Raw genomic sequence first — 17,478 nt, 5'->3', positions numbered from 1 at the left:
TGATACAATGACCGAATTACTTTTAGAAGTAAAAAATTTAAAAGTCCATTTTGAAACAGAGAATGGGACTGTCACAGCCGTTGATGATGTTTCTTTTTCAGTGAAGCGAGGGGAAACTGTGGGGGTTGTGGGGGAATCTGGATGTGGGAAAAGTGTAACTGCAGAATCCATCCTTCGACTCTTAAATGAAAAGCATACAAATTACGAAGGTAATATTCTTTTTGAAGAAAACGACATACTTAAGTTTAGTTATAGCGAATTACAAAAAGTTCGTGGCAATGATATATCTATGATTTTCCAAGATCCAATGAGTTCCTTGAATCCGGTCTATACAGTAGGAAATCAAATAGTTGAAGCACTACTGCTTCATCAAAATTTAACGAAGAAAGAAGCCGAGGCAAAAGCAGTTGAAATGCTTAAGTTAACTGGTATTCCACTCCCTGAAAAAAGAGTGAATGAATACCCCCATGAACTTTCCGGAGGAATGAGACAGCGTGTAATGATTGCAATGGCTCTTTCCTGTAAGCCGAAGTTGTTAATCGCAGACGAACCGACCACTGCACTAGACGTGACGACCCAATCTCAAATATTAGATTTAATTAATGAGCTAAAAGATGAATTTAATATGGGCACCATTATGATTACCCATGATTTAGGTGTAGTTGCTGAAGTTTGTACCAAAGTGGTAGTTATGTATTTGGGGCAAGTTATTGAAGAAGCTTCTGTGGAGTCTATTTTTTCCTCACCTCTTCACCCTTACACCCAAGGACTTTTAAAATCTATCCCACAGATTGAAGGACCTCGAGACGAAAAACTATATGTAATAGAAGGAAAAGTTCCAACGCTGACACAAATCCCAAAAGGGTGTCGTTTTGCACCTCGTTGTGAGTTTGCAACAGAGATATGTAGAGACAAGATGCCTTCATTAGAGTCTTATAAGAACGATCTAAAAGTACGCTGTTGGCATTTCAAAGATATTCAAGAAAAAAGGGGTGGAATGAATGGTAGCAGAAATGAGCATCAAACAGTCAACTCCTAATACAGAAGCATCAAATGACGTCATTTTAGAAGTGAAAAATCTCAAAAAATATTTTCCTATTACTGGATCTTTAAATAATACAGTTTCCCAAGTGAAAGCTGTAAACGATGTCTCTTTTAGCCTTATTAGAGGGGAAACTTACGGCCTAGTTGGCGAATCTGGTTGTGGAAAAAGTACAACTGGACTTACAATTTTGAGACTTCTTGAACCTACTGAAGGGGAAGTAATTTATGATGGACAAAATATCAACAAGTTAAAAGGAAACGATTTGAGAAATATTCGACGAGAGTTACAAATGGTTTTCCAAGATCCTTATTCATCATTAAACCCCCGAAAACGTATTGGAACTATTTTAGAAGAAACATTAAAAATCCATAAAATAGGAAACAAAAAAGAACGAACAGAACAAGTAATGAATATCTTAAATAAAGTTGGTTTTCAAAGAGAGCATTATTACCGTTTTCCTCATGAATTTTCAGGAGGACAACGACAACGTATAGGACTAGCAAGAGCATTAATCATAAATCCAAGCATCATTATATGCGATGAACCAGTATCCGCTCTAGATGTATCTATCCAATCTCAAGTACTAAATTTGTTGGAAGATGTTCAACAAGAGTTTAATTTAACTTATTTGTTTATCTCACATGACCTTGGGGTTGTCAGACATATATCTGACCGAATCGGAGTTATGTATCTTGGAAAATTGGTAGAAGAATCTCCAACAGATGAATTATATTCTAATCCATTACATCCTTATACCAAAGCTTTACTATCTGCAATCCCTGTTCCAAATCCATTTGTAAAAAGAGAAAAGATCAAATTAATTGGTGAGATACCTTCTCCGGTAAACCCACCTAGTGGTTGTGTATTCCACACTAGATGCCCTTTTGCAATGGATGTTTGTAAACAAGAAGAACCAGCGTTAAAAACAATAGTTCAGGAACACAAAGTGGCTTGCCACCTTTATTAAAAAATGTGGAGGTAATTAAATGCTAATTGAAAAAGTTGTTATTCGAAAAATGAAAATGGATTTAAAATTCCCTTTCCAAACTAGTTTCGGAACACAGCAAGAACGGTTATTTCTGATCACTGAAATACACAGCGGAAACCATGTTGGATACGGCGAATGTGTAGTTAGCTCCAACCCTTATTACAGTGAAGAAACAGTTTCCACTGCTTTTTCTATTATACAAGAATTTCTATTACCACTTATCCTTGGAAAAGATGTTCAACATCCCGATGATGTAAATAAGTTATTCAGTCGTATCCGCAGAAATAACATGGCTAAATCGGCAATCGAGGGGGCACTTTGGGATCTTTATGCAAAAACACTAAATAAGCCCCTTGCTGAAGTTATTGGCGGTAAAAAATCAGAAATCACGGTTGGGGTAAGTATAGGAATCCAAGAAACAAAAGAAGAACTTCTAAATAAAGTAGAAGAATCATTAAAACAAGGTTTCAACAAAATTAAAATTAAGATTATGCCTGGAAAAGACATCGAATACTTGCGAAGTGTACGTGAAAAATTTGGTGATATCCCTGTAATGGCCGATGCAAACTCAGCTTACACATTAAATGATATAGAATTATTTAAAGAAATGGATAGCTTGAATTTAATCATGATTGAACAGCCTTTAGCACACGACGATATTATAGATCATGCAGTTTTACAAAACGCAATTCAAACCCCCATCTGTTTAGATGAAAGTATTCATTCTGTAGAAGATGCACGAAAAGCAATTGAGCTCGGTAGCTGTAAAATTATTAACATTAAAATTGGTCGTGTAGGTGGTATCTCAGAGTCTATTAAAATTCATAACCTGTGCCTTCAAAATAATATACCAGTATGGTGTGGAGGTATGTTAGAATCTGGAATAGGAAGAGCGCATAATATTGCAATTACTTCCCTTTCAAACTTTACTATCCCAGGAGACACTGCTCCTTCCGCACGTTATTGGGCAAAAGATATTATTAATCCCGAAATTACGATGAACGAAACAGGACATATTCAAGTTCCTACTACTCCTGGTATAGGCTATGAAGTAGACCTAGAGGCATTAGATAAATTCACCATTGAAACAAACGAATATACGATTGATTCAATACTTCTTTCAAATTAAATCACAAAAAACTACCTAAATTGTTTTAGGTAGTTTTTTGTGTAAGATAATTCCTTTATTAAGGTTATAATTTAATCTTCTAGGTTGGTTCATTATTTACTTAGTGCAATAAGTGCAGCTTCTTTTAAAATTTCTGAACCTGTCAAGAGCATTTCGTGGTCAAATGTCATTTTAGGATGATGAAGTCCAGGCTTTAAATCGCAGCCCAATCCAACCATAGTGGCTTTCAGCTCAGGCTTCTTAATCGTGTAGAAATGAAAGTCATCTCCCCCTGAAGTGACAAGTGGTTGTGCGCACTTTTCCTCTCCTAATACTTTGCTAATAGCTAATCCCATTATTTCTTGTGCTTCTTCATTAACAATAGCAGCAGGCAACTCCGATTCAATATAGTATTCAATCTCCGTATTGTATAAGTGTCGGACATCTTGAAATATCTTAAGCACTTTTTCTTTCAAAAGAGCCATCGTTTCATTATCTTGCGCACGCATATCTAAACTAAAACTTCCATTCCCAGGAATAATATTTTTATTGCCCCCTCCTGCCTGCACTGAAGTGATTTTAACAGATGACGGTACTTGTGGATCTACATTGATGAATTTAATAAGATGATTGATAGAAGTAATAATATCAACCGCATTCGAAGTTAGATGGGGTCTAGCACCATGACTATCATCTCCATTAATAACTACATGCATAAAACATCCTGCTCCATGGACGATTGTTGGAGACGCCTTTCCTGTTGGTAACTCTTGAATTGGCCTTAAATGTATACCAAAGAGATAATTCACATTATCAACAGCACCTTTTTCAACCATTTTTAATGCGCCGTTTCCTTTTTCTTCAGCAGGTTGAAATATAAACCGTATTGTACCTTCAAATTTAGTAGTCAAAAGTAAACGAATTGCTCCAATAACCATTGTCATATGTGCATCATGGCCACAAGAATGGTTGGCTCTAAAAACACCATCCACTTCTTGCCAAAGTGCATCCATATCAGCGCGAATAGCAACTACAGGATGACCAGTTCCAATTTCCGCTATCAAACCAGTGCAGTCATTAAAACACGTCACTCTACATCCTTCTTTTTCAAGTAATTCTTTAATGTACATTGTAGTATGTACTTCATTCCAACTCGTTTCAGGATGTTCATGTAAATAAGAAAAAATTTCTTTAATCTCTCTCTCTACTTCCAAAATGCTAACCACTAATTATTCACTCCTCTATTTAATTGAAAAATAGTTTACTATATGTTTTTTCATAAGTCGCCTTTTGTTTTTTATATTTGTCTGCATCTTTTAAGATAATCCCGGCCAGTAGAGCATTCAATAATGAAGTAACAACTGGTGCGGAATCTAGTGTAGACATATATGTAAGTTTTGTTGAAAACAACAAATTTGCATGCTCTGCAATTGGAGAGATTTCAGAATCTGTAATTCCTATCACAAAAACTTTTTTTCTTTTTAGCTCTTCTGCGACATGTAAAGTTTGTACCATATATCGACTAAATGAAAAAGCGATAAGTACACATTCCTCATCTAATTGTTGTAAGGAGAAGTAGTCATCCATATTTAAATTAATTAATTTGCTATTTCCCCTTATTGTATTCAAGGTAAAACAAAACCAATGAGCTAGTCCAAAAGAAGCCCCGTTTCCAACGACTACCACTTGTTTCGCGTTATATATCTTATTTACTGCTTCGTTAAAATTAGATTCATTTAATGATTGAGTTGTCCTTCTAATATTTACTTGATCTCTAAGCATAACTTGTTCGAATACCGAAGACTCTTGCTGTAAAGGATCTACATTTGAATCAAAATCTAATATCGTTGATTTCATTTCAAATACAGAAGCTTTCACTTCTTTTTGTAATTCTAAAAAACTCTTGTAACCGAGTGAGTATGCAAGACGAATTACAGTAGTTTCACTTACCCCTATAATCTTCCCGATTTTTTCTGCTGAATTAGAAGCAAAAACAAAAGGATGCTCTTTTAGTAGTTCTGCAACTTTCTTTAGACTATTAGATAGAGCATTAAAATTTTCTTTTATTCTAGTTTCATACGCATACATAAAGTTTGTTCTCCTTTTTGAAGGATTTACTTTTTTTTCTCTAATAAATAAGTATTTCCTTTATATTTTACCATTTTTTCTGAACATTCACAACATCCTGATAAGTTTTATATTATGTTCATTTTATACTTCATAAGTAAGTGCAAAATTCCGGTACATTAGTTTTCTGTATTTTATTTACCGTTTAATTTTTCTTCGTAAGGGTATTATAAAGTACGGTTTGCAACATTTTGTCAAAATTAGTATTGCTAATATTTTATTATTGTCGTTTAATTATCTAGTTATTAAAAAAAGTAAAGGAATGTGATAAATGAAAAAGCTTGTTAGCTACCTGACTTTGTCGATGTTAGTCGGAATGTTATTAGTAGCGTGTACCCCAAAAGAAGAAAAGACCAATGTGAAAGAAAAAACAGTCCAAGATGGAAAATCTGTTAGTCGCGAAGATGCAAATAGCAATTATCTTTCTGCAGTCGATGTAGACTACGCTTTCCAATTTGCAAAAAGTCTGGAAGAATACAAAACCAATGAAAAGCTAGGATATCGCACTGCTGGATCTGAAGCAGAGTTGAAAACTGGGGAAAAAATTGGCGATGAAATGAAGAAAATCGGACTTTCCGAAGTGACAAAAGATGAATTTAAAGTGGACACTTGGGAGTTTGAAAAAGCTGATTTAACTTTTACTGACGCAGATGGGAAAGAACATCTTGCTGTTTTAGGTGGCTATCAAGTAAATTTTGACACAAATGGCGAGAAAGAACTTGATATTATTTACGCTGGTAAAGGGACTGCAGAAGATCTTGAAGGACTAGATATCAAAGGTAAACTTGTATTAATAGATATTAACCAACGCGAAGAATGGTGGATTAATTACTCTGCTTATCAAGCGCACTTAAAAGGTGCAGCAGCAGTTATTGCGGTACAAGAAGCTGGTTATGGTGAAGTTGATCCGGATGCACTTAATGCACAAGATATTTGTGGACCAGATGATGCTCCTGCATTTTCCATGTCTCAAACAGATGCAAATAGTTTAAAGAAAGCACTAGAAGCTAGTGAAAACGGAGTAATGACCGTAAAGTTTGATGCAAAATCCACTGTGAAATTTGATGGAAAGACGTATAACTACTACGGTAAAATCATCGGTAAAGACCCAGAATCGTATATCATCTTATCTGCGCATTATGATTCGTATTTTGCAGGATTCCAAGATGATAATGCAGCGATTGGCCTTATGTTGGGTATCGCAAAAGGCTTAATCGATAGTGGCTACCAACCAGAAAAAACGATTATTTTCAATGCACTTGCTGCAGAAGAGTGGGGAGTTTCAAACACTCGCTACGACTGGTCTACAGGAGCGTACAATCAAATCTTCAACATTCACCCTGAATGGGTTGGAAAAGCATTTGCTAATTTGAACTTTGAGCTTCCTGCTTATGAACATACAACACAAGATGAAATTCGTTCAGTCTATGAATTGAATAACTATTTAACGAAGTTTGTAGAGGAAGTACCGAGTGTAGATGGCGTTTATAAAGACGGTATTTCAGTTGTTTCACCTCTACGTACTTGGTCTGATGATTTCTCTTTTGGAATTGCTGGTGTTCCTGCACTTCGCAATGATTTCCAAGATAGCGAATTTATGCATTCGCATTATCACTCCCAATTCGATAGTGAAGATGTATATAATGCAGATGCACTAAAATTCCACTTAAATCTTTATGGTTTACTTACAATGCATTACGATGAAACTGCTGTAGTTCCATTAGATTTCACGACTCGTCTACAAGCGTTAAAAGAAAAGATTGATACGGATGCATTTGAAAAAGCTAATGTTGCCTCTGATGATCTATCGACTGAAATCGATAACGTGATTTCAGTTGCAGAAGAGCTAAATAAAAAAGTCTCAAAAGTAAATGCAGATTATTTAGCTGCTCTAACTAAAGGTGATTCAAATACAGCTAAGAAGCTGTATGAAGAAAGCCGTGAGCTTAACAGTGGATTACTTGCTGCATTTAAATATGCCGAGGATCGATTTGTCCGCTTAACATGGGAAGACGAGCCAATATTTCCACATGTGCATGCCCAAAATAATATCAATAATTTAGCATTATCTATTGATGCATTAAATGAAGGCGATATTGCTACTGCTTTAGATGAACACTTGTGGGCAATCGATAATAACTGGTACGCATATGATTTCGATAAAGAAGTATTTGATTATTTCACGGACTATGTATTAGAAGCTCCGAAAGAAAAACTTATGTGGGGTGCTGGAAGAATCGTTGGTCACGAAGATTTATTCGATACAATCAGTTCTTTGAAAGAAAAAAGAGAACAAACAGAAGCGGATGTAACTGTAGAACTTGAAACATTAAATACTATGTTAGAAAGACAAAAAGAATTATTAAAAACAACTGTTGCAGATGAGGTATCAAGCGTAAAAGAGCTTGGTTCAATGTTGAATGAGTTGAAATAATAAAAGTGGGGCTCCTAACTAGTTGGTTAGGAGCTCTTTTTCAAATTTAGTTTAATTGTCTCAGCACAGACCCATCTAGAAATGCTAGAATATCTTCTACTGTTTCACGGTAATACGTACTGTAATTACGCTCACTTACATAGCCCAGATGTGGAGTAGCAAGCACATTGGGAAGCTCACGATATGGATGATTATCCAGAAGTGGTTCGATTTCAAATACATCTATCCCTGCTCCAGCTATCCAGTTTTCACGTAACGCTTCTATTAATGCATCTTGATCAACAATGGCTGCACGGGACGTATTGATAAGATAAGCGGAAGTTTTCATAAGCTGTAATTCTTTCCTACCTACCAGACCTTGTGTACGCTCACTTAGCACGAGGTGAATCGATATAAAATCACTTGTTTCTAGCAGTTCTTCTTTGGATTTTGCTAATTGTACACCATATTTGTCTGCCTGTTCTTTCGTTAAATTTTGACTCCAAGCGATTACTTCCATACCAAATGCTTGCGCTATAACTGCCATACGACTTCCGATTTTACCAAGTCCAAGTAACCCAAGACGCTTTCCATATAAATCAGATCCTACAGTACTTTGCCAAAGTCCATTGGTACGAAACTCATTGTTTTCTTTAGTAATCTTCCGAGCGAGGTTAAGTAGAAGAGCCCAAGTTAACTCTGTTGGGGCTTCGGACGTGCTTGCAGTCCCACAAACAACTATTCCATGTTTTGTAGCCGCATTTAGATCAACAGAGGCATTTCTCATACCCGATGTTACAAGTAATTTCAGGTTAGGAAGTTTTTCGAAGATAGCCTCTGTAAAAGGTGTTCGCTCTCGCATAATAACGACAATTTCAAAATCACTAATAGCTTTTACTAGTTGATCTTCATTATTAAAATGATGTTGAAAAGATTTCACCTCCACCTTATCTAAAATACTGGACCAATCAGCCATCTTAAGTGCTACGGCCTGATAATCATCTAATATTGCACAACGAAGTTTCATCTAATATCCCCCTCTTATTATTTCAAATAGTCCACCATTATTTGCACGATCAGTAGCACTGTCACCACTCTAAGTAATGGTTTTACATGCTGTGCTTTTAATTTGCGTGCTAATCGCACTCCTAACTGTGCACCTACTATCGCTCCAATCATCAACGCAATGGTCAGTGGCCAAATGATTTTACCTGTTGATATATACGTAATAGATGCCCCAAAGCAACTTGCGAAAACACCGATTCTTGCTAAGCCTACTGCCCGGATATACGCGATTTTTTGACTAGCATACAAATACATTGCAAGCGTGCTGCTCCCAGGTCCAAACATCCCGTCATACATTCCAATCCCCAGTAATGCTGGACCAATCTTTTTATTGACCCGAAATGATTCTGTCCCATCAAAATTACCACTACCCATGAAAGAGGTAACGAATGCAAAGCTGAGTAATAAAATGGCAATAATCGTCAGCACTTGCCCACTTAAAAAGGAGGCAATCAGTCCCCCTAAAACACCGCCCCCTAAGCAAAAGGTGATAACAGCCAACGCTTCTTTTCCTGTAACTTCTTTCTGCTTGAAAATAACGAAAAAACTAGTTAACGAACTTACTGTATTGGATACTTTGTTTGCACCAATTGCTGAATGCACTGGCAAACCCATGAGTAGCATGGTAGGTAAACTAATAAGTCCCCCGCCTCCTACTAATGTACCAACAACATTACCAACAACCCCAATCATAAAAAAGAGGATAAATTCCATCTTAAAGCCTTCTTTCCATTCGTACAATTTGTAAATTCAGCATAACCCTCTTCACTTAATAAGTAAATTCGATAGTAATTATCGTTTCCTATTTGAAAAACTTATCGTTATTAGAAGGGGAATTTACTAGAAAACGGGAAGTACTAATATAGGAGGGATTATATGAAAAGACTTTTACTTTTATCTTTGATTTTATTTGGCTGCTCGGATGAAATTGCATCAACGGAAGAGGGAATTACAGAAACAGTGGCAACCAATTTAAATACCCCTTGGTCGATTAATCAACACGAAGATACCTTCTACATATCTGAGCGAGTAGGAACAATTGCAAAAATAAACGATGGAAAAGTAGAACATGAAAACGTCCAGTTTTCGAATAACTTATCACATGCATCAGAAGCAGGATTACTTGGATTCGTGTTAAAGAAAGATTTTGGGGATTCACATGAAGCATTTGCATACTACACGTATGAACAAAACGGGGAATCCTTCAATAGAGTAGTAACGATTAAAAAGGAAAACGATGCTTGGTATGAAACGACCATTCACCTTGACGCCATACCTACAGGTAACATCCATCATGGTGGTCGTCTAGAAATAGGTCCAGATGGGTTGCTTTATGTAACAATTGGTGATGCGGGAAATCCTGATAATGCACAAGTTTCTAATTCGTTTAACGGAAAAATCTTGCGCATGAAGGAAGACGGTTCATTCGAGATTTTCTCAATCGGCCATCGCAACCCTCAAGGACTCGCATGGGACAAAGATGGAACACTTTATGAAGCAGAACATGGTCAATCTGCCAATGATGAAATTAACCTAATGGAACAAGGAAAAAACTATGGATACCCCATCATACAAGGAAAAGAAATGCATGAAGGTTTAGAACCACCTATTATAACTTCTGGTGATAATGAAACATGGGCTCCATCAGGAATCACGTTTCATAAAGGAAAATTGTATGTTGCTACACTACGTGGGGAAGCAGTAAAAGTGATGGATTTATCTTCTGGTGAAGTGGAGCGTTCAATTACTGGCTTTGGACGGGTTCGAGATGTCTATTCAGACGGGGAATCGTTATATTTTATTACAAATAATACCGATGGACGTGGAAAGCCTGACGCAGATGACGATGTGCTTTATCGCTTAATTGAATGATGAGTTTGCCCTTTTAAGGGAAGACTCATCACTCATTTCCCAACTTTAAACACATTGCGATTTGTATACCTGATCTTCCGTCGAACCGTTTCCCTTCATCCTTGAATCCTGCTTTTGTATAGAGAGATTGTGCTACTGAGTTATCTTCATCTACTCCTAGTACTACTTGACTAACATGTGGAAAATATTTTTGTATGTATAATGGAATAAGAGTCATCGATGTTTTTGCAATACCTCGACCTTGATACGCTGAATGAATCGAATATCCCCTTAGTAAAATGCTATCTTGCTGATCGGTGTAATGAAATTTATCATCCCCCGTATCTAGCACAAAAAATCCTGCTATTTTCCCTTCTTCTAATATAACTATTGGTGTGTAAGTCGAAGTGTTGGCACTTCTGTCGAGTAATTCAATTGGATGTGCTGTGAACATAAGATGAGCTTCTGTCAGTGGATATTCTTCCAATAATGTTCGATACTTCTCTTCATAAGCAATAAGCTCAATCATCCTTAATTCCCCCATTAATTATTATAAATTAGCATAACACAAAGTTTTATTTTAAATCTGTTAAACTAATATGAAGAAGGAGCTGAGGATATGGAAATTGCCATTATTGGCGGTGGTATTGGAGGTCTTTGTGCCGCTGTAACTTTACAAAAACAAGGGTTTTCCGTAAATGTATACGAGACAGCGCCAACCTTTCAACCTGTAGGGGCAGGTATTGGAATTGGCTCGAATGCCATGCAAGCCCTTATGGATATTGGTATTGGTGAAAAAGTTTTTGTAAATGGAAACGTTTTGCACACGCAAGTTTTCCTAAATGACAAAGGGCGAATACTTAATTCCATTGACTTCTCAGTACTTAAAGAAAGATTTGGACAAGAGAACATAACGATTCATCGTGCTGACCTGCATGGTACTTTTTTAGATGCATTAAATCCAAATACCATTCATTACAATAAAAGATGTGTGAATGTAGACCAAAATGGAGATAAAGTTACCGCTTATTTTGAAGATAACACCGTAGTAACTGCAGACTTGCTAATCGCTGCAGATGGTATTCACTCGCCTATTCGTAAAAAACTTGTACCTAATTCTGAGCCGCGCTATTCCGGCTATACATGCTGGCGTGGTATCACGGAAAATAAAGGAAAAGTAGACGAGTTTACATCAACCGAAATTTGGTCCACTACCGGTCGGTTTGGTATGGCACCGATGAAAAATGGGCAAGTCTACTGGTTTGCATGTATCAATGCGCAAGAGAAAGACCTTTTTTATCAAAATATCGAAAGGACCGAAATTGCCAATCTGTTTAAAGATTTTCCAAAAGTAGTTCCAGAACTAATCAGAGAAACACAACCTGAGTATATTCTTCACCATGATATTTTAGATATAAAACCACTACAACAATTTGCTTTTAACCGTATTGTTCTACTTGGTGATGCCGCTCACGCAACTACTCCAAATATGGGACAAGGTGCTGGTCAAGCTATCGAAGATGCGATTGTACTCGGACATGCATTTCAGCAGTTCCCAGGCGTGAAGAAAGCACTTGCCTTTTACGAAGAAAAACGGGTAGCACGCACTGCAAAAGTCATTAACTTATCCCGACAAATAGGTGCAGCAGCACAACTACGTTCCCGCCCACTCGCGCGTAGCCGTGATTTGTTATTTCCATTGATCCCCTCTAAATTACTATTACGTCGTTTAAAGTTTTTGTTTGATGTGAAGTTAAAGTAAAAGTGCCTCTCTTCAGAAGGCACTTTTGTTCAATAAAATTGTAATCCATCTTTATCTATTACATTTATATGTTTTGGAACTTTTAGGTAGATATACATATTTCCCGCTCCCAGTGTATATTCCCTTTCAGGTGAATCTTCCAAAAAGGAAAGCCAAACTAATCCATCGGTAAACTGATAATATTCCAGTTCTTGTTGTGCAGGCCCCTTTATTATTAATTGATTTCCTTTCCAATCAATCGTTGATAAAGGAATTTCCCCTTTCAAGTTTATTCCATACACAGATACATTCGTATGATATACTTCTACTTCCACTGCTTGCTCTTTTGAGTCAGTCCACTCTATATTTAATTTTGGTCGGGCTGAGCCTTGTAGCCCTACCTCCAACGTATCGCCATCTAATTCTTGGATCGAACTTTCCAGTAAAAACTTTTGATCTAACTTGCTTCCTTCTGTATTGCTAAAAGCCGATTCAAACGTTTCATTTTCTTTTTTAAAAACTTCGTATTCTGTTTTGGTCATCAGCTCATTGCCGCTTCTTGGTAAAAATAAATACACAATTACCGCCAAAAAGAGAATACCTACGTAGGAACAAATAATCCATTTATACAATCGTCGATTCAAATTTATACGGCTCGTTACACCTCTTGAAGCTCGAAAGATTATCCATAAAAGAAAGAGAACGCCGATAATAGGAAGGAAAGTAAGTAAATTGACAACAGACCAGTTACTCATGATCTAACCCCCAATCGATTCGAGCACAAAATAGCAAATATAAAAACAACGCCAGATAGACAAATCAACTTCACCACTAAGACGACCATAGACGTATTTTCGATAAAAATGTATTGAATAACTGATTGACCAGATTTTGTCACTAGTAATACAAAGATTAAAAATGGCAATAGGATTGAAAATATTTTATTATGCTGAACAAGTATTCCTCTTAAATAGCCAACAGCTGAAACAATTAAAATAAGGATAATCATGATTACCATGCTAATAATTGAATTAAGTGAAGCATCAAAAATACTTGGATTTTCCATATAATTTTGATCACCAAATAGTAGAAGTATAATACGCAATAAATAATTTGATAAAACAATCGTTACTCCCGCAAATACACTTATTAAGCATAGAAAGATGATGTTCGCTAAGTTACTGCTTAGTCGTGTTGTTACAAACGAAAAATCATCGTTTGCTTTAGTCGTTATCGAATTTCCAATAACAAACGCCCAAAGTGCTACAAATATAAAAATAATATCGTAAGAAACCACAGATACATAAACAGTGCTCATATCTATATTAACTCCACGAGTTCCTGTTCCATTCATTGAGAATAGTAGCCCTAATAGCTGTACAAATATTAGTGTTACTATTGTGCCCATATATGCATTCAGCTTGAACTTCACTTGCGACTTGACCACTTCTCCCAGTTTACTATTACTTAAAAACATCATCAATTCCCCCTTTCCCTTCACTCGTCACATACATACAAACATCACTAGCAGACACTGATTGGGTCGTAACTCCCTCTATAACAGGTATGTCTTCCTTTTTTATCACTACATATTTCCGCTGACTGTCCAATCGCTTTGTATGCAGAATTTCCTTCCCGGCAGACAACTTTTCTACTACATCAGTTGGTCCTTGTAGCGCAACTGCATACTCCTTTATTGCTTCTAGTGATTGATGGAAAACAACTTTCCCTTTATGAATAAGTAAAATATCTTCCAACAAATGCTCCATTTCGGCTAAATGATGGCTAGAAATCAGAATAGAGCGAGGATGAGCTATATAATCTTTCAGTAATGCTCGGTAGAAATCTGATCTAACAGCTTCATCCATCCCATTTGTAGGCTCATCAAACATCGTCAGCTCACACCTAGTAGCTAATCCAAAAATCATATTAAACGTTGCTTTATTACCTTTAGATAATCTGGAATGCAATTGTTTTGGGTTCAATCTAAAGTACTTAAATAGATTATTCCCAAGCTCCGTGTCCCATCTCTTATAAAAATCTGGTGCCACTTCTAATATATCTGCTAGTGTTAACGAATCAGGAAAGCTCATTTGATCATCTACTAAAATACTGTTCGCTGATACACGCAAATTATTAAATGGGTTGTTTGAAAACACTTGAACATCCCCAGAACTTTTACTTATAAAACCCGCTAAAACTTTTAGCAACGTCGTTTTTCCAGCGCCATTTCTTCCTATCAAACCGGTGATTTTTTGATCTTTTAATTGAAATGTAATGCCGTCAAGTGCCGCCATACGCTTATATTTTTTTCGAAGATCCTGGCAATCAATAACTGTCACTTTTGTTCCCCCCTACATTTCTTAATCAGCTGAATCAATTCCTCTTCTGTTACAGAAAGCCTTCTTGCCTCTAAAACGAGCTCCATAGCCATGCGTGTTAATGTTTCGTTACGTCTCTTCTCAAGAATCATATTTTTCGCTTCTAACGCTACGAACATGCCCAATCCTCTTTTCTTGTAAAGAATTTGCTCTTCCACAAGTATCGTTAATCCCTTCGCAGCTGTTGCAGGGTTAATATTAAATAGGTCGGCTAATTGATATTGAGAATGTACTTTTTGGTCACTCTGAAATCGATCGGCAATTATTTCATTTTCAATCCATTCCGCAATTTGAATATAGATGGGCTTTGTGCTTTCTGAATTTAAATTCAATTTAGCTGTCCTCCTTTCACTATACCTAGTACATTAGTGTTGTAATGTAGTATATATCAAATTTTCTAAAATGTCTACAAGACCACTAAAAAACCACATTCACAGGAATGCGGTTTTTGATTTAATTTATTTAAATATTTTTGATTGACCAGACAAAGAATTATAGAATGCTTTTAATCCAATCATAAATGGTATTTCCCAAGTAAAATTTCAAAACTACTATCAGAATAAAAATCATTGCAGTAACTGCTATTCCGATATTATTTTTAGTTCTGTTACTCATTTATCTTTAAACTCCAGCTCAAAATTCAAATTAACTGGCTTGCTAGGCATATTTTCAGGCATCATCATATTCGTTGACGCTGTTTTTTCATCAGCCTGGGCGAATGTAAATTCATCCATCCATATTTCTCCAACACCTTGCAACAGAACTCCGAAATAGATAGCACCTGCATTTTCAGGAACATCCAATACAACCGAGTAATGATTCCAAGCAGTTGTGCCGGTAATCGGTCGATTTTGCATATTATCAAATTGCAATGTATCTCCGTCTTTCCCGTCTATTCTCATCCACAACCCAGCAGAACTTTGTACATCTTTCGTTTGAATAAAACAGGACAATTTTACCCGCTTTCCAAGCCATTCCTTCGCTTGAAACTGTTGCATGACAGTGCCAAAACCTTCTTTTGCCTCTTGTCCTATAGATCGCAATTGACCAGATACATTTCCTTTCAGCACATTTTCGAAATCTCTTCGCATCTCATAATGCTCACTATTCGTACCGCTTAAAAACCAACCTTCCATCTTTTCTACCTCCTGCTTATTTTCTTCTTCCAATAAGGTCCGCATGAGCGTTCGATATTTTCCCGGGGGCAATCCATATACTTTTCGAAACGCTCTTGTAAAAGATTCCTGTGATTCAAACTGATAGTTAAATGCAATGTCCAATATTCGTGTGTCCGTGTATATCAGTTTATTTGCCGCGCTTGTTATCCTTCTTTGCCGCACATATTCATGGAGTGATATGCCCACATGTTCTTGAAATAAACGATGAAAATGATAAAAAGAATATCCAGTGAATTGAACAATTTCTTCATTTTTTATAGAGTCTTCAATCTTAGTTTCTAGCCAACTTACCGTCCTTTGAATGATATTCACTAGCTCATGCACCTCCTCTATTACTTATCTTACTAGTTCTATTTATTTTCATTTTGATATATTTTGCGAAATTCTTACTAAATATAATAAGTATAAAGGATTTTTCTGATTTTTATTGAAATGGTATTAGAGAGATGGAGGTATTAAAATGAAAATTGGGCAAATCGCTGTAAATGTAGTAAATGTGGAACGTGCTGTCGAGTTTTATCGAGATGTATTGGGACTGCCTTTGCTTTTCGAAACGAATGGATTAGCTTTTTTTCAAAGTGAGGAAACAAGGCTACTACTGAGCCGTCCAGAAACAGAAGAGTTTGATCATCCGAGTTCTGTGTTGTATTTTAAAGTAGATGATTTACAGGCAGAGGTAATTCGAATGAGAGACGCTGGGGCAAATTTTATAGACGAAGCCCATATGGTAGCTAAAATGGGGAATACTGAAACTTGGATGGCATTTTTCAAAGATACAGAAGGTAATACCCACGCATTAATGAGTGAAGTTTAGTGAAGTAATCCCTCTTGTGAGGGATTTTTTCAGTTTCCAATAGAATCGAATTTTGTTGCATAATATAAAATTATAATTGAGTTTTGTTTATTTTTATTGATGAATAGTGTCATTATTTCCTGGGAAATGTCGTTTCTGAGTAAGTGTTTCTTTCTAAGAACAGAATAAACCGCCCGTGGTTGGCTGTGCATCAATCCATTTAAAAAATGGGATTTTGAAAGAAAATGAAATACATATTTAAATTATCTGGTGAGATTTTTACTGCCTTTAGACGCTTTCAGCTGGGTGAGAAATGAACCATCGACCCGCCTAGAGCCAGAAACAATGAAAGCTGCTCAAAACTACCTGGTAGACTAGCTAGAAAATAATTTTTTTTCCAGTTTCTGATTGCATATATCCAATAAATGGCGTAGGGCAATCACTAGGTCATTGAAAGCAACCAGTTGTAGTCTGAAAGCAACTATTTCTTAAAACACCAAGTTTACTTAGAGTGAAATAACGACGATTGTCACTAGTTTTCGTCAACATTGCGCAAATGTCCCTTAATGTTGCGTGTTTCAAATAGAATGTTGCGCATATGCACTTCAATGTTGCGAGTAACGGCTGCTACGTTGCGCATTTTATTAATGGTCGTTATTCTTCCGACTAAAATCTCATAATTTCCTAATACGCAAAAAAGTCGCTACCGATTACTCGGTAACGACTTTTTTATTGGTGCCCAGCGACGTCCTACTCTCACAGGGGGAAACCCCCAACTACCATCGGCG

Annotated in this window: 17 protein-coding genes; 7 read left to right on the top strand and 10 right to left on the bottom strand. The window is 36.5% G+C overall.

Annotated features, from left to right (window positions below; all coding sequences use genetic code 11):
- Positions 1–7 precede the first annotated feature (7 nt).
- From ACIQ38_RS17425 to menC, 3 genes are read left to right on the top strand one after another with little or no spacing between them, the layout of a single operon-like run.
- Positions 8–1,039: an ABC transporter ATP-binding protein gene (locus ACIQ38_RS17425; protein WP_402825893.1), complete on the top strand. Its 1,032-nt coding sequence runs from the start codon at positions 8–10 to the stop codon at positions 1,037–1,039.
- Positions 1,002–2,012 (top strand): ABC transporter ATP-binding protein, encoded by a 1,011-nt coding sequence (locus tag ACIQ38_RS17420; protein ID WP_402825890.1) that lies wholly within the window; start codon positions 1,002–1,004, stop codon positions 2,010–2,012. Before ACIQ38_RS17425 ends, ACIQ38_RS17420 begins: the two co-directional genes overlap by 38 nt.
- Before the next feature lie 19 nt (positions 2,013–2,031).
- On the top strand, positions 2,032–3,162 hold the full coding sequence (gene menC, locus ACIQ38_RS17415) for an o-succinylbenzoate synthase (protein WP_402825887.1): 1,131 nt from the start codon (positions 2,032–2,034) through the stop codon (positions 3,160–3,162).
- A gap of 92 nt (positions 3,163–3,254) precedes the next feature.
- Here the strand turns inward: menC and ACIQ38_RS17410 are convergent, their stop codons facing one another.
- Together ACIQ38_RS17410 and ACIQ38_RS17405 are read right to left on the bottom strand one after the other, a co-directional pair.
- Positions 3,255–4,367 carry a M20 peptidase aminoacylase family protein gene (locus tag ACIQ38_RS17410; RefSeq protein WP_402825884.1) on the bottom strand — a complete coding sequence of 371 codons (1,113 nt, stop codon included), beginning with the start codon at positions 4,365–4,367 and terminating at the stop codon, positions 3,255–3,257.
- Positions 4,368–4,386: 19 nt separating this feature from the next.
- A complete protein-coding gene (locus ACIQ38_RS17405; protein ID WP_402825881.1) occupies positions 4,387–5,229 on the bottom strand; it encodes a MurR/RpiR family transcriptional regulator in 843 nt (280 codons plus the stop codon).
- Positions 5,230–5,539: 310 nt separating this feature from the next.
- On the opposite strand from ACIQ38_RS17405, the gene ACIQ38_RS17400 reads away from it, so the two are divergent.
- Entirely contained in the window at positions 5,540–7,702 is a 2,163-nt protein-coding gene (locus tag ACIQ38_RS17400) for a M28 family peptidase (RefSeq protein ID WP_402825878.1), read from the top strand.
- Between the two features lie 46 nt (positions 7,703–7,748).
- Here ACIQ38_RS17400 and ACIQ38_RS17395 read toward each other — a convergent pair whose 3' ends face one another.
- Entirely contained in the window at positions 7,749–8,708 is a 960-nt protein-coding gene (locus tag ACIQ38_RS17395) for a D-2-hydroxyacid dehydrogenase family protein (RefSeq protein WP_402825875.1), read from the bottom strand.
- A gap of 17 nt (positions 8,709–8,725) precedes the next feature.
- Complete coding sequence (locus ACIQ38_RS17390; RefSeq protein WP_402825872.1) at positions 8,726–9,460, bottom strand: sulfite exporter TauE/SafE family protein; 735 nt, start codon at positions 9,458–9,460, stop codon at positions 8,726–8,728.
- 162 nt (positions 9,461–9,622) lie between these two features.
- Here ACIQ38_RS17390 and ACIQ38_RS17385 point away from each other — a divergent pair, with 162 nt between their 5' ends.
- Positions 9,623–10,618, top strand: a complete 996-nt coding sequence (locus ACIQ38_RS17385) for a PQQ-dependent sugar dehydrogenase (protein WP_402825869.1) — start codon at positions 9,623–9,625, stop codon at positions 10,616–10,618.
- Positions 10,619–10,646: 28 nt separating this feature from the next.
- On the opposite strand, the gene ACIQ38_RS17380 is transcribed toward ACIQ38_RS17385, so the two are convergent.
- Positions 10,647–11,126, bottom strand: a complete 480-nt coding sequence (locus ACIQ38_RS17380) for a GNAT family N-acetyltransferase (RefSeq protein WP_402825866.1) — start codon at positions 11,124–11,126, stop codon at positions 10,647–10,649.
- 90 nt (positions 11,127–11,216) lie between these two features.
- Between ACIQ38_RS17380 and ACIQ38_RS17375 the strand changes: the two genes are divergently transcribed.
- Positions 11,217–12,359 carry an FAD-dependent monooxygenase gene (locus ACIQ38_RS17375; RefSeq protein WP_402825863.1) on the top strand — a complete coding sequence of 381 codons (1,143 nt, stop codon included), beginning with the start codon at positions 11,217–11,219 and terminating at the stop codon, positions 12,357–12,359.
- 29 nt (positions 12,360–12,388) lie between these two features.
- Here the strand turns inward: ACIQ38_RS17375 and ACIQ38_RS17370 are convergent, their stop codons facing one another.
- From ACIQ38_RS17370 to ACIQ38_RS17350, 5 genes are all read right to left on the bottom strand, one after another.
- Complete coding sequence (locus ACIQ38_RS17370; RefSeq protein ID WP_402825860.1) at positions 12,389–13,093, bottom strand: phosphatase PAP2 family protein; 705 nt, start codon at positions 13,091–13,093, stop codon at positions 12,389–12,391.
- Entirely contained in the window at positions 13,090–13,815 is a 726-nt protein-coding gene (locus ACIQ38_RS17365; protein ID WP_402825857.1) for a hypothetical protein, read from the bottom strand. Before ACIQ38_RS17365 ends, ACIQ38_RS17370 begins: the two co-directional genes overlap by 4 nt.
- Positions 13,802–14,680, bottom strand: a complete 879-nt coding sequence (locus ACIQ38_RS17360; RefSeq protein WP_402825854.1) for an ATP-binding cassette domain-containing protein — start codon at positions 14,678–14,680, stop codon at positions 13,802–13,804. The genes ACIQ38_RS17365 and ACIQ38_RS17360 overlap by 14 nt, the downstream gene beginning before the upstream one ends.
- Positions 14,677–15,051 (bottom strand): GntR family transcriptional regulator, encoded by a 375-nt coding sequence (locus ACIQ38_RS17355; protein ID WP_402825851.1) that lies wholly within the window; start codon positions 15,049–15,051, stop codon positions 14,677–14,679. The genes ACIQ38_RS17360 and ACIQ38_RS17355 overlap by 4 nt, the downstream gene beginning before the upstream one ends.
- A 279-nt stretch (positions 15,052–15,330) precedes the next feature.
- Complete coding sequence (locus ACIQ38_RS17350) at positions 15,331–16,209, bottom strand: helix-turn-helix transcriptional regulator (protein WP_402825848.1); 879 nt, start codon at positions 16,207–16,209, stop codon at positions 15,331–15,333.
- 148 nt (positions 16,210–16,357) lie between these two features.
- Here ACIQ38_RS17350 and ACIQ38_RS17345 point away from each other — a divergent pair, with 148 nt between their 5' ends.
- Entirely contained in the window at positions 16,358–16,711 is a 354-nt protein-coding gene (locus ACIQ38_RS17345) for a VOC family protein (RefSeq protein WP_402825845.1), read from the top strand.
- The last annotated feature ends 767 nt before the right edge of the window (positions 16,712–17,478 follow it).

Origin of the sequence: Psychrobacillus sp. NPDC096389 (genome assembly GCF_044762855.1) — a bacterium.
In the GTDB taxonomy this organism is placed as follows: Bacteria; Bacillota; Bacilli; order Bacillales_A; family Planococcaceae; genus Psychrobacillus.
This window is presented reverse-complemented; position numbering and strand designations above follow the sequence as displayed.